This is a genomic window from Kitasatospora aureofaciens, from assembly GCF_001188955.3.
Lineage (GTDB): Bacteria > Actinomycetota > Actinomycetes > Streptomycetales > Streptomycetaceae > Kitasatospora > Kitasatospora aureofaciens.
Window position 1 is genome coordinate 1 of record NZ_JPRF03000024.1, and the last position, 26789, is coordinate 26789.

23 protein-coding genes and 1 pseudogene are annotated in these 26789 nt (G+C 74.5%); 7 read left to right on the forward strand and 17 right to left on the reverse strand.

What is annotated here, in order from left to right; translation table 11 throughout:
- From HS99_RS41295 to HS99_RS44975, 3 genes are all read right to left on the reverse strand, one after another.
- The coding region (locus tag HS99_RS41295; RefSeq protein WP_141763740.1) for a helix-turn-helix transcriptional regulator at window positions 1-176 on the reverse strand (176 nt) is incomplete at its 3' end.
- 238 nt (window positions 177-414) lie between these two features.
- On the reverse strand, window positions 415-3126 hold the full coding sequence (locus HS99_RS16705; RefSeq protein ID WP_051746681.1) for an AfsR/SARP family transcriptional regulator: 2712 nt from the start codon (window positions 3124-3126) through the stop codon (window positions 415-417).
- A gap of 52 nt (window positions 3127-3178) precedes the next feature.
- Window positions 3179-3649 carry a hypothetical protein gene (locus HS99_RS44975; protein ID WP_143174682.1) on the reverse strand — a complete coding sequence of 157 codons (471 nt, stop codon included), beginning with the start codon at window positions 3647-3649 and terminating at the stop codon, window positions 3179-3181.
- Window positions 3650-4117: 468 nt separating this feature from the next.
- Between HS99_RS44975 and HS99_RS16715 the strand changes: the two genes are divergently transcribed.
- The gene (locus HS99_RS16715; protein ID WP_050366361.1) at window positions 4118-6964 is read left to right on the forward strand and encodes an AfsR/SARP family transcriptional regulator; all 2847 of its coding nucleotides are present in this window, start codon (window positions 4118-4120) and stop codon (window positions 6962-6964) included.
- Between the two features lie 48 nt (window positions 6965-7012).
- Here HS99_RS16715 and HS99_RS16720 read toward each other — a convergent pair whose 3' ends face one another.
- From HS99_RS16720 to HS99_RS44105, 3 genes are all read right to left on the reverse strand, one after another.
- Complete coding sequence (locus HS99_RS16720; RefSeq protein WP_232543088.1) at window positions 7013-7636, reverse strand: sigma-70 family RNA polymerase sigma factor; 624 nt, start codon at window positions 7634-7636, stop codon at window positions 7013-7015.
- A 158-nt stretch (window positions 7637-7794) separates the two neighbouring features.
- On the reverse strand, window positions 7795-8199 hold the full coding sequence (locus HS99_RS16725) for a hypothetical protein (RefSeq protein WP_030554815.1): 405 nt from the start codon (window positions 8197-8199) through the stop codon (window positions 7795-7797).
- A 265-nt stretch (window positions 8200-8464) separates the two neighbouring features.
- Window positions 8465-8779: a hypothetical protein gene (locus HS99_RS44105; protein ID WP_141763741.1), complete on the reverse strand. Its 315-nt coding sequence runs from the start codon at window positions 8777-8779 to the stop codon at window positions 8465-8467.
- A gap of 115 nt (window positions 8780-8894) precedes the next feature.
- On the opposite strand from HS99_RS44105, the gene HS99_RS16730 reads away from it, so the two are divergent.
- The 4 genes from HS99_RS16730 (at window position 8895) to HS99_RS16745 (ending at window position 13145) form a co-directional block, all read left to right on the forward strand.
- On the forward strand, window positions 8895-10427 hold the full coding sequence (locus HS99_RS16730) for a flavin monoamine oxidase family protein (RefSeq protein WP_046387193.1): 1533 nt from the start codon (window positions 8895-8897) through the stop codon (window positions 10425-10427).
- On the forward strand, window positions 10424-11767 hold the full coding sequence (locus HS99_RS16735; RefSeq protein ID WP_050366362.1) for a glutamate-cysteine ligase family protein: 1344 nt from the start codon (window positions 10424-10426) through the stop codon (window positions 11765-11767). The genes HS99_RS16730 and HS99_RS16735 overlap by 4 nt, the downstream gene beginning before the upstream one ends.
- A 138-nt stretch (window positions 11768-11905) precedes the next feature.
- Complete coding sequence (locus HS99_RS44980) at window positions 11906-12199, forward strand: hypothetical protein (protein WP_030554820.1); 294 nt, start codon at window positions 11906-11908, stop codon at window positions 12197-12199.
- Window positions 12180-13145 (forward strand): phosphatidylinositol-specific phospholipase C, encoded by a 966-nt coding sequence (locus HS99_RS16745; RefSeq protein WP_030554822.1) that lies wholly within the window; start codon window positions 12180-12182, stop codon window positions 13143-13145. Before HS99_RS44980 ends, HS99_RS16745 begins: the two co-directional genes overlap by 20 nt.
- A gap of 39 nt (window positions 13146-13184) precedes the next feature.
- Here the strand turns inward: HS99_RS16745 and HS99_RS16750 are convergent, their stop codons facing one another.
- The gene (locus tag HS99_RS16750) at window positions 13185-14204 is read right to left on the reverse strand and encodes a DUF2690 domain-containing protein (protein ID WP_030554824.1); all 1020 of its coding nucleotides are present in this window, start codon (window positions 14202-14204) and stop codon (window positions 13185-13187) included.
- A gap of 368 nt (window positions 14205-14572) precedes the next feature.
- On the opposite strand from HS99_RS16750, the gene HS99_RS16755 reads away from it, so the two are divergent.
- On the forward strand, window positions 14573-15046 hold the full coding sequence (locus HS99_RS16755) for a helix-turn-helix domain-containing protein (protein ID WP_051746684.1): 474 nt from the start codon (window positions 14573-14575) through the stop codon (window positions 15044-15046).
- Window positions 15047-15146: 100 nt separating this feature from the next.
- Here the strand turns inward: HS99_RS16755 and HS99_RS16760 are convergent, their stop codons facing one another.
- From HS99_RS16760 to HS99_RS16780, 5 genes and pseudogenes are all read right to left on the reverse strand, one after another.
- Window positions 15147-15911, reverse strand: coding sequence for a D-Ala-D-Ala carboxypeptidase family metallohydrolase (locus HS99_RS16760; protein ID WP_232543089.1), 765 nt, complete (start codon window positions 15909-15911; stop codon window positions 15147-15149).
- A gap of 91 nt (window positions 15912-16002) precedes the next feature.
- Entirely contained in the window at window positions 16003-16728 is a 726-nt protein-coding gene (locus HS99_RS41305; protein WP_078867144.1) for an aggregation-promoting factor C-terminal-like domain-containing protein, read from the reverse strand.
- A gap of 260 nt (window positions 16729-16988) precedes the next feature.
- A complete protein-coding gene (locus tag HS99_RS16770) occupies window positions 16989-18074 on the reverse strand; it encodes a peptidoglycan recognition protein family protein (protein WP_030554829.1) in 1086 nt (361 codons plus the stop codon).
- A 200-nt stretch (window positions 18075-18274) separates the two neighbouring features.
- The gene (locus HS99_RS16775) at window positions 18275-19033 is read right to left on the reverse strand and encodes a DeoR/GlpR family DNA-binding transcription regulator (protein ID WP_030554831.1); all 759 of its coding nucleotides are present in this window, start codon (window positions 19031-19033) and stop codon (window positions 18275-18277) included.
- A 178-nt stretch (window positions 19034-19211) separates the two neighbouring features.
- Window positions 19212-20045, reverse strand: a pseudogene (locus HS99_RS16780) (SIS domain-containing protein); the annotation flags it as partial.
- A gap of 154 nt (window positions 20046-20199) precedes the next feature.
- On the opposite strand from HS99_RS16780, the gene HS99_RS16785 reads away from it, so the two are divergent.
- The gene (locus tag HS99_RS16785) at window positions 20200-21408 is read left to right on the forward strand and encodes a 4-hydroxybenzoate 3-monooxygenase (protein ID WP_046385512.1); all 1209 of its coding nucleotides are present in this window, start codon (window positions 20200-20202) and stop codon (window positions 21406-21408) included.
- Window positions 21409-21672: 264 nt separating this feature from the next.
- Here HS99_RS16785 and HS99_RS16790 read toward each other — a convergent pair whose 3' ends face one another.
- The 5 genes from HS99_RS16790 to HS99_RS16810 form a co-directional block, all read right to left on the reverse strand.
- Window positions 21673-23313, reverse strand: coding sequence for a multicopper oxidase family protein (locus HS99_RS16790; protein ID WP_078867145.1), 1641 nt, complete (start codon window positions 23311-23313; stop codon window positions 21673-21675).
- Between the two features lie 128 nt (window positions 23314-23441).
- Window positions 23442-24143: a hypothetical protein gene (locus HS99_RS42595; protein WP_141763742.1), complete on the reverse strand. Its 702-nt coding sequence runs from the start codon at window positions 24141-24143 to the stop codon at window positions 23442-23444.
- Between the two features lie 358 nt (window positions 24144-24501).
- On the reverse strand, window positions 24502-24972 hold the full coding sequence (locus tag HS99_RS16800; protein ID WP_030598248.1) for an ATP-binding protein: 471 nt from the start codon (window positions 24970-24972) through the stop codon (window positions 24502-24504).
- A gap of 149 nt (window positions 24973-25121) precedes the next feature.
- Entirely contained in the window at window positions 25122-25586 is a 465-nt protein-coding gene (locus HS99_RS16805; protein ID WP_050366363.1) for an STAS domain-containing protein, read from the reverse strand.
- Between the two features lie 172 nt (window positions 25587-25758).
- Window positions 25759-26712, reverse strand: coding sequence for an RNA polymerase sigma factor SigF (locus tag HS99_RS16810; protein ID WP_030280612.1), 954 nt, complete (start codon window positions 26710-26712; stop codon window positions 25759-25761).
- Window positions 26713-26789: the final 77 nt, after the last annotated feature.

The window sequence follows — 26789 nt, forward strand, 5'->3', positions numbered from 1 at the left end:
GCCAGGGCCCGGACGGTGCGCCGCTGCGGGCCGCGGGTGCGGCCGCGTTCCATGTCCCCGAGGGCCCGCAGGCTGACGCCCGCGGTGGCGGCCAGGTCCTCCTGGGTCAGGCCCGCTGCCACCCGGTGCCCGGCCAGCAGGTGGCCGAACTCCCCGGTTCCGCTCGCCAGCGTCATCTCCCCGCCCCACCCCTGGTTTCGTACGCCCTCAGTTCTGCCGGGCGCCGGGCCGGGCAGTTCCCCTCAGGCAGAAGTATGCCTTGGCGGAAGTAGCGCGCACACCAGCCCTCCGCCTGCGGGGATGCCCGGGACGGAGGCGGTCCGGCGGGCGGTTCCGCGTGGCAGAACCGCCGATAGTTCCGCCTGTACGGGCCGGTGCGGGAGGCAGTTGTGCACCGGTCCGCAGGGCCCGCCGTCAGCGCTCCCCCGCCACCAGTGCCTCTTCGCGCCGCCTGGCTTCCGCTCCCTCGACGCTGCGGCCGAGCTCGAGGAGCAGGTCGGCGAGCAGCCCGTGCGAGCGCGCCTCCACGGTGGCGTCGCCGACGGTGCGGCCGAGCGCGACGGCGAGCCGGGCCGAGGACAGCGCGGCTTCCCGGCGGCCGAGGGCGTGCAGGGCGCGGGCCCGGCTGTGGGTGGCGAGCACCGTCTCGACCTCGTCCGGGCGGCCGCGGTCCGGGCCGCCGCCGTCCGGACGCCCGTCGGCGCTGCGGGCGGTGGCCGTGCGGACCGCCTCGTCCGCGTGGGCGAGCGCCCGCTCCGGGCTGCCGACCAGGACCAGGACCTCGGCGAGGTCGGTGAGGGCGCGCACCAGCAGGTGCCCGGTGGCCGGGGTCCGGGCGGCGGCCACCAGGTCGGTGAGCAGCGGCAGCGCCCGGTCGTACTGCCCGGCCCGCACCAGCGCGGCGGCCACCCGGCTGCGGCAGTGGTGGCGCAGCAGCGCGTCACCGGCCCGGTCGGCGGCCGCGGCCGCCCTGTCCAGGTGCTCCAGGGCGGTGCGGTGGGCCGCCCGGCGGACGTGCAGGACGGCGAGGTCGGTGCCCAGCCGGGCGAGGGCCGCGTCGTCCCGATCGGCGTGCGCGGCGCGCAGCCCGATCTCGGCGACGGTCCGCCAGTGCGTCCGGTCCCGGCCAACGGGCCCGTCCGGGCGCTCGGCCGAGCGCTCGTACAACAGGCTCATCCGGTGGGCGAGTTGCCAGGCGGCGCGGGTGCGCCCGTACTGCTCGGCGCAGAGCACCACGGCGCGCAGCGCGCTCTCCTCCCGGCGGAACCAGGCCGCCGGGGGCCTTCCGCCCTCGCCGCCCTCCCCCGCCCACGGGGCGGTGAGCTCCAGGTAGTGGGCGATCAGCCGGTCGAGCGCGCCGAACCGCTCCTCGCACTGCAGCGCGGCGGCCTGTCCGGCGGCGTAGCGGCGGACCAGTTCGCGCCGGGTGTAGCGGCCGGGGGTGGTCTCGGCCAGCAGGTGGACGGCGTCGAGCGCGGTCAGCAGGGTGCGGGCGGCGGCCGGTCGCAGGTCGGCGACCGCGGCGGCGGTGGCGGTGTCGATCTCCGCGCCGGGGTACAGCCCGAGCAGGGTGAACAGCCGGGCGGCGGCGGGCGGCAGGGTCCGGTACGTGCGGTCCAGGGCGGCGCCGACGCCGACCGGTCCGCGCGCGGCGCCGGCCCCGGCCAGGGCGGCGAGGCCGGTCTGCTCGTCGGCGAGTTCGGCGCCGAGGTCGCCCGGGGACCAGTCCGGGCGGGCGGCAAGCCGGGCGGAGGCCAGGCGCAGGGCGAGCGGCAGCCGGTCGCAGCGCTCGGCGAGCTCGGCGAGTTCGGCGGCCGTCTCCGGGTCGGTGGCCGGACGGTCCGGGCCGAGTCCGCGGGCGAGCAGGTCCCGGGCGTCCTCGGCGTCCAGCGGACCGAGCGGGAGCACCAGGGCGTCCTCGTGGAGCAGCACTTCGCGCAGCCGGTCGCGGCTGGTGACGACGGCGACCGGGCCCAGCGCGGTGCTGGTCGGCGCGGGCCGGTCGGGCAGCAGCGGGGCCAACTGCCGGTAGGAGGCGGCGTCGTCCAGCAGGATCAGGATCCGGCGGTCGGCGAGGAGTGCGCGGTAGCGGGCCGCGCGCTCCTCCAGGCCGGCGGGGACGGCCTCCGGCGCGACGCCGAGGTCGGTGAGGAAGCCGGCCAGGACGTCGGCGGGCCGGCGCGGGCCGGCCGGGTCGGAGCCGCGCAGGTCGGCGTGCAGGACGCGCTCGGGGAAACGCTGCGCCGCCCAGTGCTGGACCAGACCGGTCTTGCCCACCCCGGCCGGGCCGGTGACCAGGATCGGGCGGGCGGTCCGGGCGGCCACGGCCAACGCCTCGTGCAGCCGGGCGAGTTCGGCGGCGCGGCCGACGAAGCGGCGGTCCGGCGGCGTGCGGCGCGCCAACTGCTCGCCCGCCTGCCGCAGTTCCGGCCCAGGCGGGCCGGACAGCCGGGCCACCGTCCGCTCGTACCGCTCCCGGGCCTCCAGCCCGCGCCCGGCCTGCTCCAGGCACTCGACCAGCCGGGCGGCCAGCGGCTGCCGGCCCGGGTGCGCGTCCGCCGCCTCGGTGAGCTCGGGCACCAGCTCGCCGCCGCGACCGGCCAGCACCAGCCCCTGCGCCAACCGGTTCAGCGCGCACAGCCGCAGGTCGGTCAGGAACGGGAGGGTGCGCTCGCGCAGCAGGGCGGACCCGCAGTCGGCCAGCGCCGGGCCCCGCCACAGGTCCAGGGCCGCGCGCAGCAGCGGAACGGCCGGGTCGTCCGTCCCGACCCGGGCCGCCGCATCGGGCGACAGCAGCCCCGCCCGGTCGCAGAGCGTGCTGAAGCGCACCAGGTCCACCCGGTCCGCGTCACCCTCCAGGACGTACCCGCCGCCCCGGGTGCCGAGCACCAGCCCGGGGTCGTCCAACTGCTGCCGCAGCGCCGCGACGTGGCCCTGGAGCGCCGCCCGCGCGGTCGGCGGCGCGGCGCCTTCCCAGACCAGCTCGATCAGCTCCTCGGCGCCCACCGGCTGGTTCAGCCGTGCCGCCAACGCCCCCAGCAGCGCGCGCCGTTTGGGCGCCGAGGGCGTGGCCACCGTGCCGTCCTCCCGCCGGACCACCATCGGCCCGAGCAGCTCGATGTCCATGCTCCCCTTCCCTCTCGTCGTGGGACAGTACGCCGGACCGGACCGGGCCGGTTCACTTCGCGGGCTCGTCCTCCGTACGGTCCGGGCCCTCGGCGAGCTCGGACCAGACCGGCGGCGTCCTGAAGTCCGGTCCCTCGACGACCAGCACGTCGAACGGCGCGTAGTCGTTCCCCGAGGCCCGGACGGTGAAGCCGGCCGCCGAGAGGATCGCGGTCACCGCGGCGGACATCGCCCGGTGCACCTGGTCGCCCAGGACGACCGCGGGCGTCGGCGCCGCGTACCGCCGCAGGTCCGCCGTCGCCCTGCTCCGCAGTCGGGGGCTCGTGTGCCAGCTCACCAGCACCTCCGGGTCCTCCCCGAAGTGCTGGTTCCAGCTGCTGATCCGCACCGCCGCCCCGACGGCCAGCTCGTCGTCCAGGCCCGGGGCCACCACCGGCAGTCCGGCGGCGGCCAGTTCGTCGCGGACCCGCTGGGCCAGCCGCTCGAACCGGGCGTTCACGTGTCTCCCGAGAGTCTCGTCCATGCCCGCACGCTACCGGCCCGCCGCACCCCTCCCGCACCCCTCCCGCACCACACTGTCGGCCCACGCGCCTACGGTCCGCCCCGTCACCGGTCCCGCCCACCGCACCGCACCGCCGCGGACGACGACCTCCTGCTCGACCGGATCCGCGCCCTCACCGGGGCACCCGGCCTGGTGCACGCGACCTCCTCGCCGCGCCACCGGCTGTGGACCTGGGCCGACGGCGGCGACGTCCGGGCCGGGGTGCCGGCGGCGATCCCTCGCCGAGTGGCCGGGCGGGGCTTCGGTGCCCGGGGCCCCAGGGGCGATCTGGTTTCTAGAGGCAACCATCTACCACCCCCGGGGCCTCTGTACCCGTGGCGGCTCCGACGGTTGCGAGCGTTCGAGTGCGGATCGGACACGTGTGCGCACTACACTGCTCCACCCCGGCGGCCGCCTCCAGGTCTCGGGTGCGGTGAGGTGGGGGTACGGGTGCGGATTCGGCTGCTCGGGCCGGTGGAGCTGGAGGTCGCCGGAGGCGGTCTCGCCACCTTGGCGGGGGCGCAGCGGCGGGCGGTCCTGGCGTTGCCGGCGCTGCGGCTGGGCCGGGTGGTCACCATGGACCAGTTCTGCGAGCTGCTGTGGGGCGAGCGGTCCCCGGCCAGCGCTCGGGCGGCGGTGCAGGGGCACGTCGCGGCGCTGCGCAAGGTGCTCGCCGACACCCCGTTCGAGCTCCACACCCGGGCCGGCGGCTATCTGCTGAGCGGGCCGGCCGAGGAGGTGGACGCGCTGCGGTTCACGGCGCTCGCCGAGCGGGCGGGCGAACGCGCCGACCGCGGTGACGGTGCCGGCGCGATCGCGCTGCTGGAGGAGGCGCTGCAGCTGTGGCGCGGCGAGGCCCTGGCCGACCTGCCGGACACCCCGCTGCGGGCCGCCACCGTGGAACACCTGAAGCAGTCCTCCACCGCCGCGCTGCTGCGCTGGGCCGGGCTGCGGCTGCGCCAGGGCACGGGTGCGGCGGCCGTGGCGGTGCTGGAGCAGAGCGTCCGGCGGGACGGGCTGCGCGAGGAGCTGGTGGCGCTGCTGGTGCGCTGTCTGCAGCAGGCCGGACGGACCGCGGACGCGCTGAACGCCTACCACCGGGCCCGGCTGCGGCTGGACCGGGAGCTGGGCATCCGCCCCGGACCGGCGCTGCGGGCCGCGTTCGCCGAGGTGCTGGCGGACGACCGCCCGGAGGCGCCCCCGGCCGCCCCCGCCGCCGTCCCCGCCGAGGCCCCCGCCGCCGCTCCCCCGGCCGCCCGGTCGGGCTATCAGGCGCCCCAGCAACTGCCTCGCCAGCGGGGGGAGTTGATCGGACGAACCGCCGAGGCCCAGTGGCTGGACCGCGCCTGCGCCCCCGACCGGGCCTCCGACGGGCCGGCCCTCGTGGTCGGCCCGGCCGGGATCGGCAAGAGCGCCTTGGTCACCGCCTGGGCGCACCGGGCCGCCGAGCGCTTCCCGGACGGCCGGCTGTACGCGGACCTGCGCGGCCTCGACCCGGCCGGCCCCGCCGAGCCCGGGGCCGTCCTCGGCCGCTTCCTGCGCGCCCTGGGCGTCCCGGACGACGCCGTCCCGACCGACCCCGCCGACCGCGCCGCGCTCTACCGGGAGCACACCAGGGGGCGCCGCCTGCTCGTGGTGCTGGACGACGCCGCCGACGCCGACCAGCTCACCGACCTGCTGCCGGACGGCCCGGGCTGCGCCGTCGTGATCACTGCGCGCGGCTCGCTGGAGAAGCTGGTCGCCACCGAGGACGCCGCCCTGCTGCGGCTGACCGCACTACCCGAGGCCGACGCCCTGGGCCTGCTGGAGCACCTGCTGACGCCCGGGCGCCTGCGCGCCGAGCCGGAGGCGGGCGCCGAACTCGTCCGGCTCTGCGAGCAGTTGCCGCTCGCCCTGCGGATCGCCGCCGCCCGGCTGACCGCCCACCCGAGCTGGACGCCCACCGACCTGGTCGCCGAACTCGCCGACGAGCGGACCAGGCTGGCCGCCCTGGAACTCGACGCGCACACCGGGCTGCGACAGCAGCTTCGCCTGTCCCTCCATCAGGTCTCGGCGCAGGCAGTGGAACTGCTCGCACTGCTCGCACTCCACCCGGGCCGGGAGGTTGACGGCCAGGCCGCCGCCGCGCTGCTCGGCACCGACACCGCGACCGCCCACCGGGCGCTCGGCGAGCTGGCCTCCCACCACCTGCTCACCGGTGCCGCCCGCGGCCGCTACCACCGCTCCGACCTGGTACGGCTGTTCAGCGCCGACCTGCTCGCCGAGCAGTCCGCACCCTCCGAACAGCGCCGGGAGCACGCCCTGCTGCGCCTGCTGGACCACTACCGGGGCGCCCTGCAGCGCTGCGGCAGCTACCTCGACCCCGGCCAGGAGGACCCCGGGGCGCCCGCCCTCCCGCCGCAGCCCCTGCCGCCCGTCGTGGACATCCGCACCGCACTGGACTGGTTCCGCGCCGAGGAGCCCGCCGTCCGGATGCTGATCGACCGGGCCGCCGTCAGCCACCCCGACCGGGCCTGGCGGCTCGCCCTGACCACCGGCTCGCTCTACTACGGCGCCAGCCGCTTCACCGACTGGCTGGCCCGGGCCGACGTCGGCCTGGCGGCGGCCGAGCGCTGCGCCGACCCGGTCGCGGTGGCCTTCCTGCACAACTGCCGGGCGCAGGCGCTGGTCGCCCTGGAGCGCCGTCACGAGTCGGCGGAGGCGGCCCGAAAGGGGGTGGCCGCCGCCGAGTCCGCCGAGGGGCCCGCCGCCGATTCGGCGCGGGTCCGGTCGCTCGCCACCCTGGGCCTGGTCACCGCGATGCTCGGGGACCCAACCGAGGCGCGGCGGCTGGCGGCCGAGGCGACGGCGCTGGCCGTGGAGTCCGGCAACCGCGAGCGGCTGGTCGACGCGCTGGTGCACCAGGGCTGGGTGAGCCTGGCGACCGGGGATCCGGCGGGTGCGGAGCGCCGGTCCCGGGAGGCCCGGGAGCTGCTGCCGCCCCGTCCGGTCACCCAGGTGCACCTGTGGTCGCTGCTGACCGAGGCCCAGGCGCTGCCGCCGACCGTCCGGGAGGAGACGGCGGACCTCGCCTGGCACCGCCTGCTGGCCGCCTGCGAGGAGGCGGGCCTGCTCTACCTGCACGCCGTCGCCGAGCAGTCCTACGCGGCCCACCTGGTTGCCCGGGGCCGCGCGCCGGAGGTGCGGGCGCGGCTGGCCTCGGCGCTGGAGCGCTTCCGCCGGCACGACCGGCTGGCAGGCCACCGAAGCGAGTTGACCGCGGGCCTGGAGTCCTCGCTCAGCCTGCGCACCCCTTGAGCCGTAGCCCGGGCGGGCGTTCAGCCGGTGGCCGGCGCGTCCCTCTGCTCAGCCCGTGACCGGCGCGTACCCGTGCTCGGCCGCCAGCACCGGCCGCAGGGCCCGGACCGCGTAGAAGTTCCGGGATTTGACCGTCCCCGGCGGCACCCCCAGCCGGGCCGAGGCCTCCACCACCGAGCGGTCCTTCAGGTGCAGCTCGACCAGCACCTCGCGGTGGTGCTTCTGCACCCGCCGCAGCGCCAGCGCGAGGTCCCGGGCGACCACCACCTGCTCGTACGGGTCGTCGGCGAGCGGACGGTCCTCGACCGGCTCGCCGATCACCTCCTTGGCGCGGGCGGCAGCCATCCGGTAGTGGTCGATGGCGATCCGCCGGGCGACGGTGAACAGCCAGGGGCGGGCCTGCTCGGGGCCGGCGGCCAGGGCCTCCGGGTGCTGCCAGGCGCGCAGCAGGGTCTCCTGGAGGATGTCCTCGGCCTTGCCGCGGTCGCCGCCGGTGGTGCGCATCAGGGCGCGCAGCAGGTAGCCGCCGTGCAGGCGGTGGATCTCGGCCAGGGTGTCGGGGTCGAGGGTCGGTCGGGCCGGGGCCGGCTCGGGGGTGGCCGCGGTGGCGGCCGGGGGGCCCGCGGGCGGCTGGGCGACGGGTGTGGGGCGGGCGACGGACGGCTTCGACACGCGCTACCTCTCAGGTCGGGCAAGGGCACATGGCAGGGCTTCCGCCGTACATCCCCCGTGGCGGTCTGGACCAGACTGCCGGGCGCCGCCAAGGACCTGCCAACGATCCGCCAACGCCCCCACCTGCGGGCATCTGGGGCTCCACCGAGTGCCACCGCTCAGTCCCCGTCGATCTCCCGGCCCGGACCGTCCCGGCCCGGTCCCTCCCGGCCCGGTTCTCGGCACAGCTCCCGGACCAGCTCCTGGACGCCGTCCTCGCCCCGGTGCTCGATCAGCACCGCGACCCACCCCGCCAGCCGTTCCCGCTCGGCCACCGTCCACCCCGGCGCGCAGGGGTGCACGTCCACCACCAGCCCCCTCGCCACGGCCAGGAGTCGCGGCGTCGGCTCCGGCCGCCGCTGACGGTCGGGCAGCGCCCGCAGCGCCAGCCGCCGGGTGACGGCCGTCACCTCGGCCGCGGTGCCCGCCGGGACCGCCAGCGCGGGCGGGCCCGGCACCTCCGGAGCGCCCATCCGCACCAGGGCCGCGATGTACGCACGCACCTCCGGGCCGTCCGCTTCCATCCCCTGTTCCTCCCCCGTCCCTTTCCGTCCCGCTCTACGTGGCTTCCGCCGAGCGGGGTTCAGCCGCAGCCCGGCGGTGGTGACCCGTCAGTAGGGGTGCGGCCGGGAGCCGCCCACCACCACGACGCAGGCGACCGTTCCGCCCGCTGATCCGACGTGATCCGAAAGACACGCCCTGGACCGCATTGTCCTCGTCCGGCGTGAGAACGGTCGACGGCCGGCCGTGGGTGTCTGCCCCCGACCGGCCGGTCTCATGCGGTGCGGGTTACTTCTTCGTCTGTGCCACCGGGGTCTGGTACGGGTGGTGGTGGGTGCCGCCGATGTGCAGTTCCTCGGCGGGCTTGCCGGCGATCCCGGGCAGCACGTGGGTGCCGAAGGGGTCGGTGACGGTGACGGCGTTGCCGTTGCGGCGCACCTCGTGCGGCGAGCCGATCGAGTAGGAGGCGAGCGCGATCCCGGTGCTCGGGTCGCACCGGCGCTGGGGGCGGTGCCGAACACGCCACCCCGCCGCCGGAATACCGGTCAGGTCATTTTCCGGGCCCCTCGGCGAGGCCCGCCCCAGCGCTCCGAGTAGCAACATTGGCCCTGCATGTCCGACACCGTCCCCTCACTCGCGTCGGCGCCGCCGAGTGGCACACGAACCAGGCCTGGACCAGGCTGAGGCGAAGTCCGGTCGCCAGAGGGGTGCGGTGCCGATGTTCGATACGAGCTTTGCGTTCCCGCGTGCCCTGCTGAACCCGGTGGCGGGCGCCCGAGGGCGGGTCGCCGTCATCGGCGCAGGAATCGCCGGCCTGGTCTGCGCGTACGAGCTGGAGCGGCGCGGGTTCGACGTCGTGGTCCACGAACGGTCGAACCGGCCCGGCGGACGGGTGCGGACCCACCGCTTCTGGGACGGCACCCACGTCGACCTCGGCGCCATGCGCATCCCCGGCAACCACCACTGCGTGCTGCACTACGTCTCCCAGTTCCACCTGGAGACCCGCCCGTTCGTCAACGCCAACCCGCGCGCCTACTACCACCTGCGCGGCCAGCGGGTCCGGGTCCAGGACGTGGCCGTCCTCTACCCCGCGTACGCGCTCCGCCCGGGCGAACGGCAGGCCCCGACGCCGGTGCTGGACCGCCTGCTCGGCCCGGTGTGGCGCTCGCTCACCGTCGAGCAGCAGGAGCACACGCTGGCCGGCCACTGGGACGACCCGGCGCTGGAGCGGGCGGCCTCGGTGTCCCTGTGGCAGTTCGTCCACGAGCACCTGTCGCAGGACGCCTGGGACCTCATCGGCCACGCCAGCGGGCTCGCCCACTACGAGCAGTCCTCCCTGCTGGAGGTCCTGGTCGACTACTTCGGACTGTTCCACGAGGGGCAGGTCGAGCTGGTGGACGGGCTGGAAGCGCTGGTCCACGCCTTCGTCCGGGCCCTGCGCCCCGGCACCCTCCGGCTGTCCAGCCGGATCGACGAACTCACCCTCACCACGGACGGCGTCCGGATCCACGGCAAGCGGCTCGGCGCCCCGCTGGAGGACCACGCCGACTACGTGGTCTGCTGCGTCCCGGCGCCCGCACTCGACCAGATCGCCGTCAGTCCGGGCCTGCCCCACTCCCAGCGGCACGCCGTGCGCGGCATCAGCTACGCCAGCAGCAGCAAGACCGTCCTCCACCTCACCCGCCGCCGCTGGGAACTGGAGGACGGCATCCACGGCGGCGGAAGCTTCACCGACCTGCCGATCCAGCAGTGCTGGTACCCGTCGGACAACGCCATGCCGGTCACCGACGGCGTCAACGGCAGCGCCGACCACCGCTGGGCCGCCCGAGACCCGCTGCGCTCGGCCGAGCCGACCGCCCTGCTCGGCGCCTACCAGTGGGGCGCGAACGCCCGGCGCTTCGCCGCGCTGCCCCCGGCGGACCGCGACGCCCTGGTGCTGGACTGCCTGGAGCGGCTCCACCCCGGCATCTCCGCCGACGTGGACGACATCCTGCACTGCGACTGGGACGTGCAGACCGGCATGGGCGGCGGCGCCTTCGCCCACCTGACACCCGGCGAACACACCCGCTACCTGACGGTGCTCGGCTCGCCGCACCCGGCCGACGACCCGCGGATCTTCTTCGCCGGCGAGCACCTCTCCGGCGCCCACGCCTGGTGCCAGGGCGCCGCCCGGTCCGCCCTCGACGCGGTGGCCGCCGTACTCGACCGCGCCGGCCACCCCCGGATCGCCACCCGGGTGGGCACCGCGTGACCGACCGGCAGCTGACCCGGGACGACCTGCGCGCCCCGTTCCGGCCCGCCCGCAGCGAGCAGGTCGGCATCGAGGTCGAGTGCGGACTGCTCGACCCGGCCACCGGCCTGGCCGCCCGCTACTTCGGCGACCGCGGCGTGCTGGCCGTCCTGGAGGCGGTGCTGGCCCACTGGGGCGGCGAGCGCCAGGAGGACGCCGGACGGCTGACCGGAGTGCTGCGCCCGGACGGCAGCCAGATCACCCTGGAACACGGAGGCCAGCTCGAGTACTCCTCGGTGCCCGTCCCCAGCGTGGCCGAAGCGGTGCACGACATGCGCACCGCGCTGGAGCAACTCGCCGAGCTGGTGGGCCGGTTCGGCCTGGCCCTGGTGCCCGGGGGGAACCTCCCGTTCGACCGGCTGGCCGACGTGCAGTGGGTGCCGATGACCAGGGGCGCCATCATGCGGGACTACTTCGCCGCGCTGGGCCCTGCGGGCGACCGCGCCCGGTACATCATGGCGCTGTCGCTCTCCACCCAGGTCACGCTGGACTACCTCTCGCCCGGGGACTTCACCGAGAAACTGCGCACCCAGATGGCCGCCGCACCGGTGGTCGCCGCCCTGCTCGTCAACTCCCCGATCCAGGAGGGCCGTGCGGACGGCCTGCTGTCCCACCGCAGCTGGGCCTGGCTGCGGATGGACCCGCGCCGGTGCGGCGTGCTCGCGCCCGCGCTGCGCCCGGACGTCGACGTGGACGACGTGATCGACTGGGCCCTCGACCTCCCCCTGATCCACTACCGCACCCCGGACGGCCGCTACCACCCGGCGCCCGACCGCCCCTTCGCCGACCTCCTCCGGTACGGCTACGACGACGGGTCGCGCCCCACGCCCGCCCACTGGGCCTCCCACCTCAACCAGCTCTGGACCCACACCCGGGTGCGCAACACCCTGGAACTGCGCGGCTCGGACGGTCCGCCGTACCCGTTCATCGCCGCCGTCCCGGCCCTGTGGACCGGCCTCACCTACCACGCCGAATCCCGTGCCGCCGCCTGGAAGCTGCTCGGCCACCACACCGTGGCGCAGCACCGCGCCGCACTCGCCGAACTGCCCGTCCGCGGCCTCGACACCCGACTGGGCGACGACCCCGTCCGCCCGCTGGCCGCCGAACTGCTCCGCCTCGCCCGGGCCGGGCTGGACGCGCGCGTCTCGGCGGGCCTCGAACCGCCCCACGTCCCCGGCTACCTGGACCCGCTGGACGAGATCGTCGCCACCGGCCTCACCTTCGCCGAGCAGTGCCTCGGGCGCTGGCACGGCGAGTTCCGCCAGGATCCGGCCCGCTACGTCGCCGCGCACCGGGTCTGAAGCGCACCTGATCCGAACGCAAGGAGCTGGCGCGGTCCCCGTCCGGGCCGCCCCCGAAGCTGCGCCCGGTCTTCGAACACGGCCCCGCCCCCCGCCCAGGTCGCCGACGCCGCCTTCGACGAGCTCTTCCGCTCGGCCGTGCTCGCCGTCCTCGCCGTCCTCGCCGTCCTCGCCGTCCTCGCCGTCCTCGCCACCGGCGAGATGCCGCTGTCCCTCACCGAGTTCACCGCCGAGGGCGCTCGGACAGAGCTGTCCGCCCGGTGGCCGGTGGTCGGCCCGGACAGCCCGGACAGCCCGGACGGCTGGACGGTCAGGGCACGGGCCCGCGCTGAACCCGTTGACGCGGCGGCCCCGTTGGACCAGTGTCAGGGCGAGTCACCGAAGCCGCGCACGGGTTGGAGGGAGCCGGACCATGGGCATCGCACGTCGTGACCTTCTCAGGTGGGGAGCCGGAACGGGCGGTGCGGCCGCCGTCGGAAGCCTGTTCGGACCGGTCTCCTCCGCCACCGCCCGGACCGCGGCCTCCTCGGCCACCCCGGGCGGGCTGCCGACGGACAGCTGGATGAGCCGGCTGGACGGGAGCCTGTCGCTGCTCGACCTCACCGTCCCGGGCACCCACGACTCCTGCTGCCAGAACCCGTGGTACGGCACCGAGTGGTCGCACACCCAGAACTGGGGCATCCCGCAACAGTTGCAGGAGGGCGTCCGCTTCCTCGACATCCGCTGCAACGGCCTGGAGGGTGCGCCCGACGAACTCGGGATCTACCACGCCGACAACTACCAGCACATCCGGCTCCAGGACGTGCTGGACCAGTGCCGGTCCTTCCTGGCGGCGCACCCGGGCGAGACCGTCCTGATGCGCCTCCGGAACGAGCGCGCCGGCGGCCAGTCCCTCGACGACCCGGAGTTCCAGCGGCGGGTCAACCACTACCTGGACGGCCTGGGCTACCGCGGCATGTTCCACTTCTACGGCTGGCCGACCCTCGGCACGGCCCGCGGAAAGGTGGTCCTGCTCGCGGACTTCGCCAACCCGTGGGGCCTGATCGACTGGTCCAGCGGCCAGAACGACTGGTTCGACACCCAGGACGTCTGGCAGATCGGCGGCACCGACGCGCTGGGCGACAAGGGCCGGTACATCACCGCCCAATTCGACAAGGCATTCCTCAACCCGGCCTACCCGCGAATGTTCGTGAACTTCCTCAGCTATGCGGGTGGCTACTGGCCCAAGAGCAGCTCGCAGACCCTGATGGACCGGACGGTCTACCCGTACCTGGTCGCCCGCACCCGGCAGCGGGCCCGGTTCGGCATTGTGCCGATGGACTTCCCGGACTTCCACGTGAACGTGCTGCAGATGCTCATCGACAAGAACTTCGTCTGAGCCCGGTGACCGGCCGGCGGCACGGCCACCGGGCCGGTCTCACGAGGTCGCGCTCGGCGTCGGGGACTCCGTTACCGGGACGGAGGCCACCGGGCTCGGGGCCTTCGGGGAGGGGGCGGCCATGGTGGCGGCCCGGGCGGCGGGGTCGGTGACGAGCGGGAGGCACCCGTCCCCGCCCGGCTGGTGGCCGCACACCCGCAGGGTGGTGTCGGCCGGTCCGGCGTCGACCATGGCCGAGTAGTTGTCGTAGCCCCAGTGGATCAGGGCGGTCTCCTGCCAGCCGGTCCTGTTGGTGATGGTGACGGTGTCCCCGGGGGCGCCTTCGGTGATCCCCGCCCAGGCGGCTCGGCAGCGCGGGCTGTAGTGGAGGTACAGGACCACCTGGCCGACGTTGCCGGTCAGCAGGGTGTGGTCGTCGTTCTCGCACCCCATGAGCTGGGGGTCCTTGCCCGCGCAGCCGATGCCCTGGCAGAGCGGGGCGGCCCCGGCCTCCGCACTCGTCGCGGGGAGTCCGGCCGCGGCGGCGTCGGTGCCGCCGTTCAGACCGTGCAGGTAGAGGCTCACGGCCAGGACGAGCGCGACGGCGACGGCGGCCGCGAGCAGGGCCGACGGGCGGCGCCACCCGGCGGCGCGGCCGAGGACGGCGGACCGGACCGGCGCTTCGGTCGGCCACGCTTGAACGGCGACCGGCACGGGCGCGGGCACGAGCACGGGTTCCGACACGGGCGCGAGCACGGGTTCTGACACCGGCGCTGGCACGGGTTCCGACACCGGCGCGGCCCCTTCGGCCGCGTCCCGCGCCGCCTCGGCCTGCCTCAGCAGGGAGGTCAGCAGCTCGCCGTCGCAGTCCAGGGCGGCGATCATCCCGGCAAGCGCCTGAGGGGTAATCAGGCGCTTGCCGTTCAGCCAGCGTTCCCAGGAGGCCTTGCTGAGGTAGGTCCGCTTCCCGAGTTCGGCGAGCGAGATCCGGTGCGCGTCCTTGACCGCACGCAGTTCCTCGGCCAGGCGCCTGGCAGGCTCCGAAAGACCGTCAGGAAGCGGTTTCCAGGACTGGCTCATCGTGGGGGTGCACCTCTGGCGGGTCGACGGCAGACATGAACTGGTCATCGTTGGGATGATCAGCTTAGTCGCGCTCCGCCCTCAGCCCCTGCGGAATCCGTCCCTCCGTCTCAACCGTCTCCACCCGGGCGTCCCAAGCCCCAGCTCAGGGGCCCTGGAACGGGGCCCATCGTCTCAGAAAGTTCGGAGACGGTCGAAGATCGGCCCGCGATCGCGCAGAGTTGGCCTCGCCGGGTAGCCCCGAGGTCAGCACCGGTTCTGGTCCGGGTAAAGACCTCGGCGAGTCGGAGCAGACGAGGGCGCCCGGGTGCACACCCAGTACTCCGCACCACAACGGTCATCTCAGAGGAAGTTCGGGGAGATACCTCATGGGCCGCCATCACACGTCCGAGACCACATCACCGTCGCCCGCCGACCAGCTCGCCAGCGAGCTGCAGTCGCTGAAGTCCGGGTCGGGCCTCACCTACGCCCGGCTCAGCGAACGCACCCACTACGCGAAGTCCTCGTGGGAGCGCTGGGTCAACGGGAAGCAGTTCCCCCCGCGGGACGCGGTGCAGAGCATCGCGTCCGTCTGCGGAGGCGACGCCGAGCGCCTGCTGGAACTGTGGCGCCTCGCGGACAGCCGCCGCATCACGTTCGTCCCGCTGGGCGCCCCGGCGCCCGCCACGACGGCCCCCGTGGCCGGCCCGGCCGACGGGGGCCCGCTCGGGGAAGCGGACTCCGCATGCCGCCACCGCCGGGAGGCCGCCCTGCTGCGGCGGGTGGCCCTGGTCTCGCTGGCGCTCGGGGCGGGCGGGGTGCTGGCCGCCGCCGGCCGCCGTCCGTTCCGTCGCGAGGCCTGACCGGCCGCACTACGAGAAGGGGGGACAGGACACGAGCGACACGGCACCGCGCCCGGTGGGGAGGGCGCGGTGCCGCGGCACGTGGGGAGGGGCCCCGCCGCTACGCCACGCCGTCCTGCCACCACCAGAAGCCCGAGCCGTAGTTGGAGTGCTCGATCCGGCTGTCCACGTGCTGCCAGGAGACCGTGTAGGTCTCCAGGCCGGAGAAGCCGCAGGTCTCGGCGATCCGGTAGACGGAGAGCGTCGACAGGCCCGAGACGGCGATGTCGGCGGCGACCCCGTAGGTGTGCATGGAGTTCGACGCCCCGCCGACCTGGGCGTTGTACGAGGTGCTGCGGAAGCCGGAGTTGACGGTGATCGCGCGGTCACCCGCCTTCTTCCGCAGCGCCTCCAGCTTGTACATGGTGCGCCGGACGTTCTCCTGCACCTCGCCGGAGCCGACGTTGCCGCCCCCGAAGCCCGAGCCGTCGTGGCTGGTGAACTCCGACCAGTTGAAGTGGGCCGTGGAACCGTCCGACTTCTCCAGCGAGTTGAGTACCCCGAAGGTCTGCGGACCGGCCACGCCGTCCGCGCTCAGCCCGTACGCGGCCTGGAACCGGCGCACCGCGGCCGCGGTGCCCGGCCCGAAGGAGCCGTCCACGGCCACGTAGGTCTGCGAGGCTGAGTCCGCCGCCCAGCCCGCGACGCGGATCTGCAGCTCGGCCACGGCCGAACCGGAGGAGCCCTGGCCGAGGTTGCCGGACCAGCCGTACGCGGCCGCGGGGCGGGCGAACCCGATGTCGGCGACCGCGGCGAGCCCGGCCGCGGCCACGGCGCCGGTGCCCAAGCGCAGGAGCGATCGGCGGTCGAGGGAAGAGCTGTTCACTATGTGCTCCTTCGAGGAGTCGGCACGGGGAAGACGTCGATCGGTGACGAACAGGGTGAACAGAACGGGGTCGGAGGAGTCAGGGGGCCCGTCAGTACCAGTTGTGGGCCTGCCAGAAGCTCCAGGCCGAGCACGGGTCGCCGTAGCGGCCCTTGATGTAGTCCAGGCCCCACTGGATCTGGGTGGCCGGGTTGGTCTGCCAGTCGGAACCGGCGCCGGCCATCTTGTCACCCGGCAGCGACTGCGGGATGCCGTAGGCGCCGGAGGACGGGTTGGTGGCGTAGACCTTCCAGCCGCTCTCGTGGATGTAGATCTGGTCCAGGCAGCCGAACTGGCCGCTCACGCTCCAGCCGTGGCTGGGAAACTTCCACTGGGCGGTGATCTGCACGGTGCGGGCGACGCCCATCGCGTTCATCGTGGCCGGGCCGGCGATGCCGTCGGCGCTCAGGTTGTGCGCCCGCTGCCAGTCCGTGACCGAGCCGGTCGTGCCGGAGCCGTAGGCGCCGTCCGCGCCCGCGCCGGCGGCGCGCTGGACCTCGGCGACCTTGTTGTGCAGGGCCAGCTCGGTGCGCGCGCCGTACGCGCCGTCCTCGTCGAGGCCGTTGTCGTGCTGGAAGCTGCGGACGGCCGCGGTGGTCTGCGGGCCGTAGTTGCCGTCGACGCCACTGCTCGCCAGGTAACCGATGCCCACCAGGTTGCGCTGGACCCAGGTGGTGCTGTCCAGTGCCTGGGCCTGCGCCGGCAGCAGCGCCAGCGCGACGAAGGCGAGCACGGCCACGGCCAGCCCGCGCAGGGCCGGGGTTGTCTTCACGGTCATCCCATTCCTCCGGTGCCTGTCGGGTGATCAGGCGGTGCCGCCCACTCTCGGGGGCCGCGCGGCCGTCCCGCCACGGATCGGCGGCACCGGGGACGTCCCGGTGCACACCAGGGACACCGTGGGACGGTGTTGGGACGGCTGTGGGACAGCCGTGGGACGGCGTACGAGACACCGGTGACACCTGCTGACGCCGACGGGAACGGCCGGTCACCGGCCCGTTCGTGGTGAACGGGCCAGCCGCCGGTGCACGGTCCGGGAGATCAGGCGAGCAGCCTGCTCCAGGTGCGGGCGTCCACCACGCCGTCGGCCGGCAGCCCCGCCGAGGACTGGAAGGACGTCACCCCGGCCTGCGTCCCGGGACCGAACGCGCCGTCCACGCTCACCTGGATGCCGTGCGCGACCAGCTGGCTCTGCACGCCCTGCACCGCGCTGCCCGTGGCGCCGCGCGCCAGCGGCGCCACGGCCTGGGACCACGTCTGGTTGCCCGCGACGCCGTCGGCCGAGGCGTGGTTGGTGTTCTGGAAGGCCGTCACGGCGGCCTGGGTGGCGGGGCCGTACGCCCCGTCCACGGTCAGCGACTGGCCGCGCTGCACCAACAGGTACTGCAGGGTCTTCACGTTCTCGCCCGAGGCGCCGCTGCTGAGCACCGGCCAGACCGGGCCGGTCGGGTCCCCGCCGATCCGCGCCGCGACGTCGCGGCGGATCTGCGGGATCAGCGCGTAGAGGCGGTCGCCGGGGCACTCGGTGTTGTTGAAGTCCCGGTGCCCGTAGACCTGGTAGGCGCGCAGCCCGTACCGCTGACAGATGTAGGTGATCAGGTCGATCAGCGCCGCGTACTGCTGGCTGCGCGGGTCGACGGTGCTGTACGTGCCCTCGTTCTCGATGCCGATCGCCACCGTGTTCTGCCCGGTGCAGTGGGCGGACTCGACGTGCTGGGTGCCGCTGCGGAGGGTGGCCAGGCTGCTGTGCCGGCCCTCCATGATGTACGCGCCGCGGCTGACGGTGAAGTGCTGGCCGGTGTCGATCCAGTGCTCGGAGTCCATCTGGTAGCTCTGCATCGAGCGGGCCAGCGAGAACGCGGCGGCCTGCGAGTAGTCCGTCACGTTGGGCGTCGCGGTGTGGTGCACGATCACCTTGTCCGGCGCGCCCGCCACGAAGTTGAGCGGGCTGCTCGCGGGCCGGGCACCCCAGGCTCCGGTGTCGGCGATCACCGGTCCGGCGGCGGCCCGGGCCACCCCGGCGGTCAGGGCGGAGCCGAGCAGGGCGCCGGTGCCGACGGCGAAGGCGCCGGCCAGGAAGGAGCGTCGGCCGGGGCCGGCGGAGTTGGCGGGGTCGACGTGGTTCATGCGGGACTACCTGGCCCTTCACGGGTGGTGGGCGAACGACTGCCACGCTAGGAGCGCGGTGGTCCCGTCCACCACGCTTCGTCGTCCCTCCTGTGTCCCCTCCTGTGTCCCCTCCTGTGTCCCGCCTGCGTCCCTTCCGGTGTCGCTCCGCCGTCCCGGCCCGTCCCGGGACGGGCCGTCCGCGGCTCTCCCCCGGAGGTTCAGGCCCGCCGCACCCGGACCCCGCACTCCGCGATCGCGTGCTCCTGGGCGTCCGGCAGCCCGGAGTCCGTCACCAGGTCGTGGACGTCCGCGAGCGGGCAGATGGTGGCGAAGGTGACCCGGCCGACCTTCGTCCGGTCGGCGAGCACCACCGCGTGGGCGCTGCTGCGCAGGAAGGCCCGGTCGGTCTGCGCCTCCATCTCGTCGTGGGTGGTGCAGCCCTGCTGAACGGTCAGGCCGTCCACGCCGATGAACGCGAGGTCGAGGTGGTACTGGTCGAGCATCCGCTCGGCGGCCGGGCCGACCAGTTCGTAGCTGGCCGAGCGGGCGAGTCCGCCGACCACCACCAGCCGGACCTCGGGCCGCACGATCAGCTCGGCGGCGATGTTGACCGCGTTGGTCACCACGGTGACCTTGCCGCGCTCGCCCAGCACCCTGGCCAGCTCGGTGGTGGTGGTGCCGCCGGTCAGGCCCACCACGGCGCCGTCCGGCACCAGTTCGGCGGCGGCCCGGGCGATCCGGCGCTTCTCCTCCTGCTGCTGGTCGCCCCGGTGCCGCAGCGGGATCTCCAGGTTGACCGCGCCCGTCACGGCTCCGCCGCGGGTGCGCTGGAGCAGCCCCTGGTCCTGCAGTTCCTGCAGGTCCCGGCGCACGGTCGCGTCCGACACCCCGAGCAGTTCGGAGAGCGTGCGCACGTCCGCGCTCCCCGCCTCGGCGATGTGCGACACGATCCTGGCGGCGCGATCAGCTTTGAGCATGGACGGAGTGTAGTTCAGCCCGCGCCGACGATCGGCGACTGTGCGCCCTTCCTCGGCCGTTGCCGGGCCGCTCCGGCCGGCGGCCCGGTATACCTGCGTACAGCTGCTTGGACTCGTGTCGCTTTGAACAGGCACAAGCACGACTGCGCATCACACTGCTCATCGCCGAGACGGAGGAGGCCCTGACCGTGACCGACCGCATCACCCTGTCCGGCGCCTCACCGACCTCGTCGTGGTCGACTCCTCGAGCTACGACCCGGTCGCCGTCATGCGCCGGGGCCGCTGGGTCATCGGCGGCGACAGGTTCCCCACCGTCAAGTCCGCCTGACCACCCCTGGGCACCCCGACGTCGCCCACCGGCCGGGCCGCCACGTCCCTTCCAACCCGCCCCGCCACCGCGCCACCGCCGCCGCCTCAGGGGGCGGCGGCGGGATGCGGGGCGGCCAGGCGCCACTCCGCAGCTCCAGCCCGCCCCGAGAAAGGTGAACTGCCGTGCCTCCAGGGCGCCTCGGGGCAGCGGTGCGTCGAGCGCGGCGCGGGCCTGGGCGGGCAGGTCCGCCGGTGCGGCACCCAGGTGGGCGCGCAGCAGGGCGAGGGCGGTGGTGGCGAACCTGGTCTGGACGACGGACTTCTCGTCGGCGAACTCCAGTGCCACCAGGTGGCGCGCGGCGGCGCCGACCGGGGTGCGCGGGTCGGCGGTGACGGCCACCGTCTCGGTCGTGCCGACCCGCGCGAGGGCGTCGAGCACCTCGGTGGTGGTGCCGGAGCGGGTGAGGGCGACCACCCGGTCGTACCGGCGGTCGGCCGGGAACTCGGAAGCCGCGAAGGCGTCGGTCTCGCCCAGTCCGAGCGACTCACGCAGCGCCGCGTAGGCCTGGGCGATGTAGAGCGAAGTGCCGCAGCCGATGACGGCGGCCCGCTCGCCGGGTTCGGGCAGGTGTCGCGGGGTCAGTTCCAGGGCGCGCTGCCAGCATTCGGGCTGGCTGGCGATCTCTTCGTCGACGTGAGCCATGAAGTCCTCCTGCGCGAGACTGCACCAACATGCGTGAAGATGATCGCCTTGTAGTCCAGATCGAACGTATCGCGCAATAGTGCGCATCCCCGATCAGCTTCGAGCAGCCCGTCCAGTGGTCGGCGCATCCAGCGGTGGCTAAGCTCCCCGTACTGTGACCGAACGTCAGACGAACCGAACAGCAGAGACATCCGCCGACGTCGTCATCCTCGGCGCCGGACCGGCCGGACTCACCCTCGGGAACCTCCTCCACGCCGCCGGGATCGACTGCGTCGTCCTCGAACGCGCCGACCGCGCCCACGTCCGGACCAGGGCCAGGGCCGGCTTCCTCGCCGCCAACACCGTCCGAATACTGGAGCGCCACGGCCTGGCCGACGGCCTGCACCGGCGCGGCCACCCGCACGGCACCTGCGAGTTCCGTACCGGGAACGGCAGCTTCCGACTCGACTACGGCACCCTCGGCCGCGGCGAGCGGCACACCGTCTACCCCCAGCAGGACCTGGTCACCGACCTGTTGACCCACTACCTGGACGCGGGCGGCCGGATCCGCTTCGAGACCGAGGCCCGGTCCGTGCGGGAGGTCACCGGCCCCCGCCCCACCGTCGACGTCCGCGAGGCGGACGGCCGCCCCGGCCGGTGGCGGGCCCGCTACGTGGCCGGCTGCGACGGCCGCCACGGCGCCGCCCGGCGCTCCCTGCCCGCCAGCGCCCTCCGCCACCACCGCGACCACGGCGTCACCTGGCTCGGACTGCTCGCCGAGGCACCCCCGAGCCTGGACGCCGTTGGCTACGCGATGCACCCGGACGGCTTCGCCGGCCACATGGCCCGCACCGCCGACATCACCCGCTACTACCTGCAGTACGAGCCCGGCGTCCCGGGCGACGCCTGGTCCGAGGAGCGGATCTGGGCGGCGCTCGACCGCCGGATGTACACCGCGGAGCACGGGCCGTTGCACCACGGCCGGATCGTCCAACGCTCCGTCATCAACCTGGAGTCCGACGTGGTCGAACCACTGCGGCACGGCTCGCTGCTGCTCGCCGGGGACGCCGCCAGTCTGCCCGCCCCCGCCGCCGCGAAGGGTGCCAACCTCGCCGTGCTGGAGGCAGAGTTGCTCGCCGAAGCGCTGATCGACGAGTTCTCCCGCAGCGACTCCCGGGCGCTCGACCGGTACTCGCGGCGCTGCCTCGACCACATATGGCGGGCGCAGGAGTTCGCCCACTGGATGATCCAGCTCCTGCACGCCCCGGCCGGAGCGGACGCGGAATCGTTCTTCCATGAGGCCATGCGGCGCTCCCGCGTCGAATCCCTGCGCACCTCACGCACCCACCAGGACTGGTTCGCCGAGAACTACGTCGGCATCTGACCGTCCTCCCACCGGATCGACCCAGCGTGGTGGTCCGCGGCCGACCGGCCCGCCGGCAGGGGCTCACCGGCCACCGCCCGGGACCTCCACCCCGGGCAGCACCGGCGGCCGCGAGCGCTGCGCCGACCACTACGCGCGGCTGGTCACCGAGGCCGGGCCGCGGCTGCTGGGCCACTCCCCGCTCCCCCTGGACGCCGCCGTACTGCACGCCCGCAGGGCCACCGCCCCGGCTCCGGCGGGCCCGGCGGCCGCCCCGGGCCCGGTTCAGGACCGGCGCGGGGTACGCCGGCCCGGCCGCCTCGTTTCGACGTAGTCGACGGTCTGCATCATCCCGAGGTCCTCGTGCTGGAGCTGGTGGCAGTGGGCGACGGTGCTGCCGGTGAAGTCCTCGTACCGGACCAGGAAGGTGACGGTGTCGCCGGGCCTGCCGCCGGCCAGGTCGACGGTGTCCTGCCAGACCGGCGGGTCGAGCCGCTTGCCGTTGCGGTGGGTGACCAGGACGTGGTTGGTGTGCAGGTGGAAGGGGTGGCTGAAGGCCGGGCGGGTCTCGTCGGTGCGCACGGTCCACCGCTCGACGGTGTCCAGTTCCAGGGTGTGGTTGACGTAGCCGGGGTCGAACAGTCCGTACGCCGGGTCCCGGGTGAGGTCGCCGTCGGGGTCGGCCGCGGGGCTCGGGTTGCTCCCCAGGACGCGGAAGGCGTTGGGGAACGACCCGCCGAAGACGCCGGGGTCGACGTGGAAGACCACCTCCCGGTCGGCGTCCGGGTTGGCGATGTCGTCCTCGTCGAGGAAGGGCTTGCCGGCCGGCAGGATGGTCGGCAGGTCCATCGGCGGTTCGACGGCCGGGCCGGTCACCTCGACCGTCATCAGCGGCTCGGACACCCCGTCGGCCCGCAGTGCGTAACTGCCGGGATCGCCGCCGCGGACCAGCACGTCGGCCCGGTTGCCCATGGCCAGGCGCAGACTGTCGGTGGCGACCGTGGCCGGGAAGGTCACGCCGTCCTGGGCGATCTGGTGGAAGGTGAGGTTCCGCTCGCCGTCGGTGAGCCTTAGCGGCAGCGCGGTGAACGCCGTCGCGCAGACCAGCCGCCAGCGCTGCACCTCGCCCGGGCGCAGCGTCAGGGTGGGGTTGACGTGGCCGTTCACGGTCAGGGTGGCCGGGACGGCCGCCAGCGCGTTCGCGGAGGTGAACTCGGGGACCTTGCCGTCCTTGAGTCTGAGCTCGTTGACGCAGACGACGACGTCGGCGGCCGCCGCGATCTCGGGCACCTCGTCGACGTCGCCCTCGACGATGAGGACCCCGGCCATCCCGCCGACGATCTGTACGGACGTGGCCCCGTGCAGGTGCGGGTGGTACCAGTGGGTGCCGGCCGGGTGGTCGGCCGGGATGTCGACGGTCGTGACGTACCGCGGCTCCGGGTCGCCAGCCTCGACCTCCTCGGCGGTGCGCGGCGCGAACTCGCGGTGGACGTTGTCGGCGTCCCCGGACGGGGAGACGTGCAGGCCGTGGGTGTGCAGGTTGAAGCTGTTGAGGTTGTGCGGCAGGTTGTGGCCGCCGCTGTGGGGCTCGTTCGGCGGCAGGCCGTTGACCTGGGTGAGCCGCAGGGTGTCCCCGCCGCGCACCCGCAGGGTCGGTCCGGGGATCGTCCCGTTGTAGGTGCGGGTGGTGGCCGTGCCGTAGCCGGGGACGACGGTGTCCGTGAACCGCACGTCGAGCGTCTGCTCCAGCACCGCCCGCGGTGTGCCGGGCACCCGCCGCCTGGCCCGGACAGCCGGCTGCGGGAAGGGTGCGGGCGCCGCGGCGGCGTACTGCCGGGAGAGGATCCCGTCGGACGCCGCCGCGAGGACAGCGGTGGGGATCGCCCTGAGCATCGACCGACGACTGATTCCGACATTTTCGCTCATGGTCGGGCAATCTAGGTCAACTCACCGGCGCCGCTCGGAAAGCACACCGCACGTCCGCCGGACATTGGGCCTTCCGCACCACCCCTGGCGCCGGCGCCACTCCTGACGCCGCGCCGCCTCGCTGCGGCTCAGCCCGCCCAGAGCGTCACCGTGGCCTCCACCTGGTAGTCCGCCGGGGCGATGGAGTCCACCTTGATCAGCGCGGTACGGCCGCCCGGGGTCCTCAGGCAGACCAGCGACCCGGCCTTCACGTGCACCGAGTCGCCCGCATGGCTGGCAGCCCAGTCCGCGCAGGCGGGGCCGGAGGGCGGCGCCTGGCCCGTCCAGAGGCCGAAGGTGTCGTGGTCCATCTGGATCTCGTCCCGCAGGACGGCCTCGGTGCTGCTGAACCCGGTCGCGTAGATGCCCTGCGGGAACCCGGGGTGGCGCCCCGGCGGGGTCAGGTCCAAGTCGATGCCGCCCTCGAACGGGATCCCGACCTGGCCGGTCCACACCGCGGCGAGCCCGGTCGGCGACGGCGCGGGCGGGGCCGGCGCAGCGGTGGCGGTGGTTCCCGCGCCGGCGGAGGCAGTGGCCGCCCCTGGTGCGGCCGCGCCCTGCGGGGACACCGCGGCGCCCGCCGCCGGGGCCGGTTCGGCGGGCGTGCCGCCCTGCGGCCGGATCGCCGTCCCCAGGATGAGCGCCAGGATCCCGACCGCGACCACCCCGACCCGGGCGCCCCCGCTCTTGGGGCCGGGCAGGCTGATCCCCGCCCCGCTCGCGGCCTCCTTCGCGAAGGCCACCACGAAGCAGAGCAGCCCGAACACCCATAACGTGATGGTTCCTGCCATGGCTCCGTCCCCCTGTCACACCCGTTCCGCTGAGATGGAACTCGCAGATGGTACCGGTTGCCTGACGTGACAGCAGGCCAATTCACCACAGCCCGGAAGCGGCCCCGGAGCCGGCCCCGAACCGGTGCACCGCCGACGGCCGCGACCGCGGGCCGGCCCTGCGCCCGACAGCTCCAGCGCCCCGGCCCGGGCACGGCAGCTGACCGTGAACCGTCGAGGGGCTCCCGCACCGGGCGCGGGAGCCCCTCCGAGTTCCCCCCACGCCGCCCGACGGACTCGGGGGCTGGACGCCCGGCAGAGTTGGGGCCCACCGCCCGACGGGGTCGGGAGTTCGGCGGCCGGTCGAGTCGGGCCCCGGTCAGCGGTCGGGGTGCGGGGGCCGGGGGTCGATCTCGGCCCAGACCGTCTTGCCGTCGGCGTGCGGCAGCGCCCCCCAGCGGTCGGCGGCCTTCTGCACGATGAAGAGCCCGTGTCCGCCGGGCAGGCCCGGGCGGTGGGGGCGGCGCGGCTCGGGCAGGACGGTGGAGCGGTCGCTGACCTCGATCCGCAGGCGCGTCTCGGAGGCGTCGAGCACGAGGTCGACGGGGCCTCCGGCGTGCAGCATCGCGTTGGCGACCAGTTCGGCGACCAGGAGCACGATGTCGTCCTCCCCGCCGGAGTCGCCGGTCGGCCACGACCAGTCGGCGACCGCCTGCGCGGTGTACGCGCGGGCGCGGGCGACGGGCTTCGGCAGGCCGGCCAGGTGCAGGCGGCGGCGCTGGCCGCCGGGCGGCAGTGTGGGGCCGATGCCCGGCCGGTCGCCGTCGAGGGTTGCCCGGCTGGTCGTCATGTGCGGGTTCCCCTTCGGTTCCGGCGCTGTGTTCCGCTGCGTCGTCTCGCTTCGACGTTCCGCTTCGACGTTCCGCTTTGTCGTTCCGCTTCGTCTGCTCGGTTTCCCGACCACTGCCGAATTATGCGTGCCCCGCGGGGTGGCGGCACTCACCGGGGCACGGCGAGCGCGGCGCCCACGGTCGGGTGGAGCGAGAACACGGTGTCGGCGCAGGTCAGTTCCAGCAGCCGTTGGACGGTGACGGAGGGCGCCGCGAGCCGGAACTCCACGTCCGCCGAGACGGCCGCCATCCTGGTCTGCAGCAGCAGGTTCAGGCCGGAGGAGTCGCAGAAGTCGACGCCCGCGAGGTCGACGACGAGCAGTGGCGGATGCTGCTCCACCAGGCCGTCGAGGGCACTGCGGGCCGGTTCCAGGGTCTCGATGTCGAGATCGCCCGCCAGCGTGCAGACGGCGGCCCGGGTGTCGGTGTACCAGGTGCGCACGGCCAGGTCGAGCTCGGCCGCGTCGAGCCTGGCCGCATCGAGCCCCGTCGGTTCGGATCCGGCCGGGGCGGGTCCGGGCGGGGCTTCCGTCCGGGAGGGGTCGGAGGGTGCGGTGGTCGACGGCACGGTCATTGACTCGTTCTCTGCGGGCATCGTCTTCTCGGCTGGCATCATCTTCGTGTTCCCCTTCCGCGGGGTGTGCCCCACGAGCCTACGCACGCTACCCGGCGAAGGGCCAGGCCGTGACCGGGCCGCGGGTGGCGTGTGTGGCGTCGTGGCTGCCCCTGGTGACCGTGGGGTCGTCTCAGGGGGCGGTGAGGTCCGCCCGCAGCCTGGTCAGCGTGCGGTTGAGGAGCCGGGAGACGTGCATCTGGGACAGCCCGAGACGGGCGCCGATCTGGGACTGGGTGAGTTCCTCGCCGAAGCGCATGGACAGGATCTGCCGGTCGCGCTCCGGCAGGGCGGCGACGAGCGGCTTGAGGACGATCAGGTTCTCGATCGTGTCGAACCTCCGGTCCTCCTCGCCGAGGCGCTGGGCGAGCGGGCCGAGGTCCTCCTCGCCCTCGGTTCCGGAGGCGTCCAGGGAGCCGGCGGTGTGGCCGTTGGCCGCGGCCAGGCCCTCGATCACCTCTTCCTCCGGCAGGTCGAGGTGGTCGGCGAGCTCGGCGGCCGTCGGCGAGCGGCCGAGCCGCTGGAACAGCACGTCGCGGGCCTTGGCCAGGGTGATCCGCAGTTCCTGCAGGCGGCGCGGCACGTGCACGGCCCAGGTGGCGTCGCGGAAGTGGCGGCGGATCTCGCCCAGGATGGTCGGCAGCGCGAAGGTCACGAACTCCGCGCCGTGGCCGGGGTCGAAACGGTCGATCGCCTTGATCAGGCCCAGCGAGCCGACCTGTATCAGGTCCTCCTCGGGTTCCTGGCGGTTGCCGACCCGGCGGATCGCGTACCGCACCAGGGACAGGTTGAGCTCGATGAGCGTGGCGCGCACGTACGAGTACTCGGCGGTGCCCTCCTCCAGCATGGACAGCCTGGCCAGCAGCACCCTGGTCAGCTCGCGGGCGTCGGCGGGCGCGACCTGCCGCGGATCCTCGATGTCGGCGAGCTCCGGGAGGTCCGGGTGTCCTGACGGTCCCGAGAACCCTCTGGGCCCCGGGAGGCCCGGGGCGGCAGCCCGGTCGGCACCGGGCGCGTCGACCGTCGGGGCCTCGTCCGGGGCCGGGGCTGTCACGCGGTGGAGGAGTTCGTCACTGGTCGTGGCCATGTCGGTCCTTTCCCCTCGGCGTACGGTCCGTCCCCGGATACCCGCCCAGTCCGATGGCATGCCTGCTCGGACTGTGA

Bases quoted from the DNA above. Each gene is read 5' to 3' on its own strand.
- HS99_RS16705 (WP_051746681.1), bottom strand. From the start codon at position 3,126: ATGGACATCGAGCTGCTCGGGCCGATGGTGGTCCGGCGGGAGGACGGC.
- HS99_RS44975 (WP_143174682.1), bottom strand. From the start codon at position 3,649: ATGGACGAGACTCTCGGGAGACACGTGAACGCCCGGTTCGAGCGGCTG.
- HS99_RS16725 (WP_030554815.1), bottom strand. From the start codon at position 8,199: ATGGAAGCGGACGGCCCGGAGGTGCGTGCGTACATCGCGGCCCTGGTG.
- HS99_RS44105 (WP_141763741.1), bottom strand. From the start codon at position 8,779: ATGTTGCTACTCGGAGCGCTGGGGCGGGCCTCGCCGAGGGGCCCGGAA.
- HS99_RS16730 (WP_046387193.1), top strand. From the start codon at position 8,895: ATGTTCGATACGAGCTTTGCGTTCCCGCGTGCCCTGCTGAACCCGGTG.
- HS99_RS16745 (WP_030554822.1), top strand. From the start codon at position 12,180: ATGGGCATCGCACGTCGTGACCTTCTCAGGTGGGGAGCCGGAACGGGC.
- HS99_RS16750 (WP_030554824.1), bottom strand. From the start codon at position 14,204: ATGAGCCAGTCCTGGAAACCGCTTCCTGACGGTCTTTCGGAGCCTGCC.
- HS99_RS16755 (WP_051746684.1), top strand. From the start codon at position 14,573: ATGGGCCGCCATCACACGTCCGAGACCACATCACCGTCGCCCGCCGAC.
- HS99_RS41305 (WP_078867144.1), bottom strand. From the start codon at position 16,728: ATGACCGTGAAGACAACCCCGGCCCTGCGCGGGCTGGCCGTGGCCGTG.
- HS99_RS16770 (WP_030554829.1), bottom strand. From the start codon at position 18,074: ATGAACCACGTCGACCCCGCCAACTCCGCCGGCCCCGGCCGACGCTCC.
- HS99_RS16775 (WP_030554831.1), bottom strand. From the start codon at position 19,033: ATGCTCAAAGCTGATCGCGCCGCCAGGATCGTGTCGCACATCGCCGAG.
- HS99_RS16790 (WP_078867145.1), bottom strand. From the start codon at position 23,313: ATGAGCGAAAATGTCGGAATCAGTCGTCGGTCGATGCTCAGGGCGATC.
- HS99_RS42595 (WP_141763742.1), bottom strand. From the start codon at position 24,143: ATGGCAGGAACCATCACGTTATGGGTGTTCGGGCTGCTCTGCTTCGTG.
- HS99_RS16800 (WP_030598248.1), bottom strand. From the start codon at position 24,972: ATGACGACCAGCCGGGCAACCCTCGACGGCGACCGGCCGGGCATCGGC.
- HS99_RS16805 (WP_050366363.1), bottom strand. From the start codon at position 25,586: ATGACCGTGCCGTCGACCACCGCACCCTCCGACCCCTCCCGGACGGAA.
- HS99_RS16810 (WP_030280612.1), bottom strand. From the start codon at position 26,712: ATGGCCACGACCAGTGACGAACTCCTCCACCGCGTGACAGCCCCGGCC.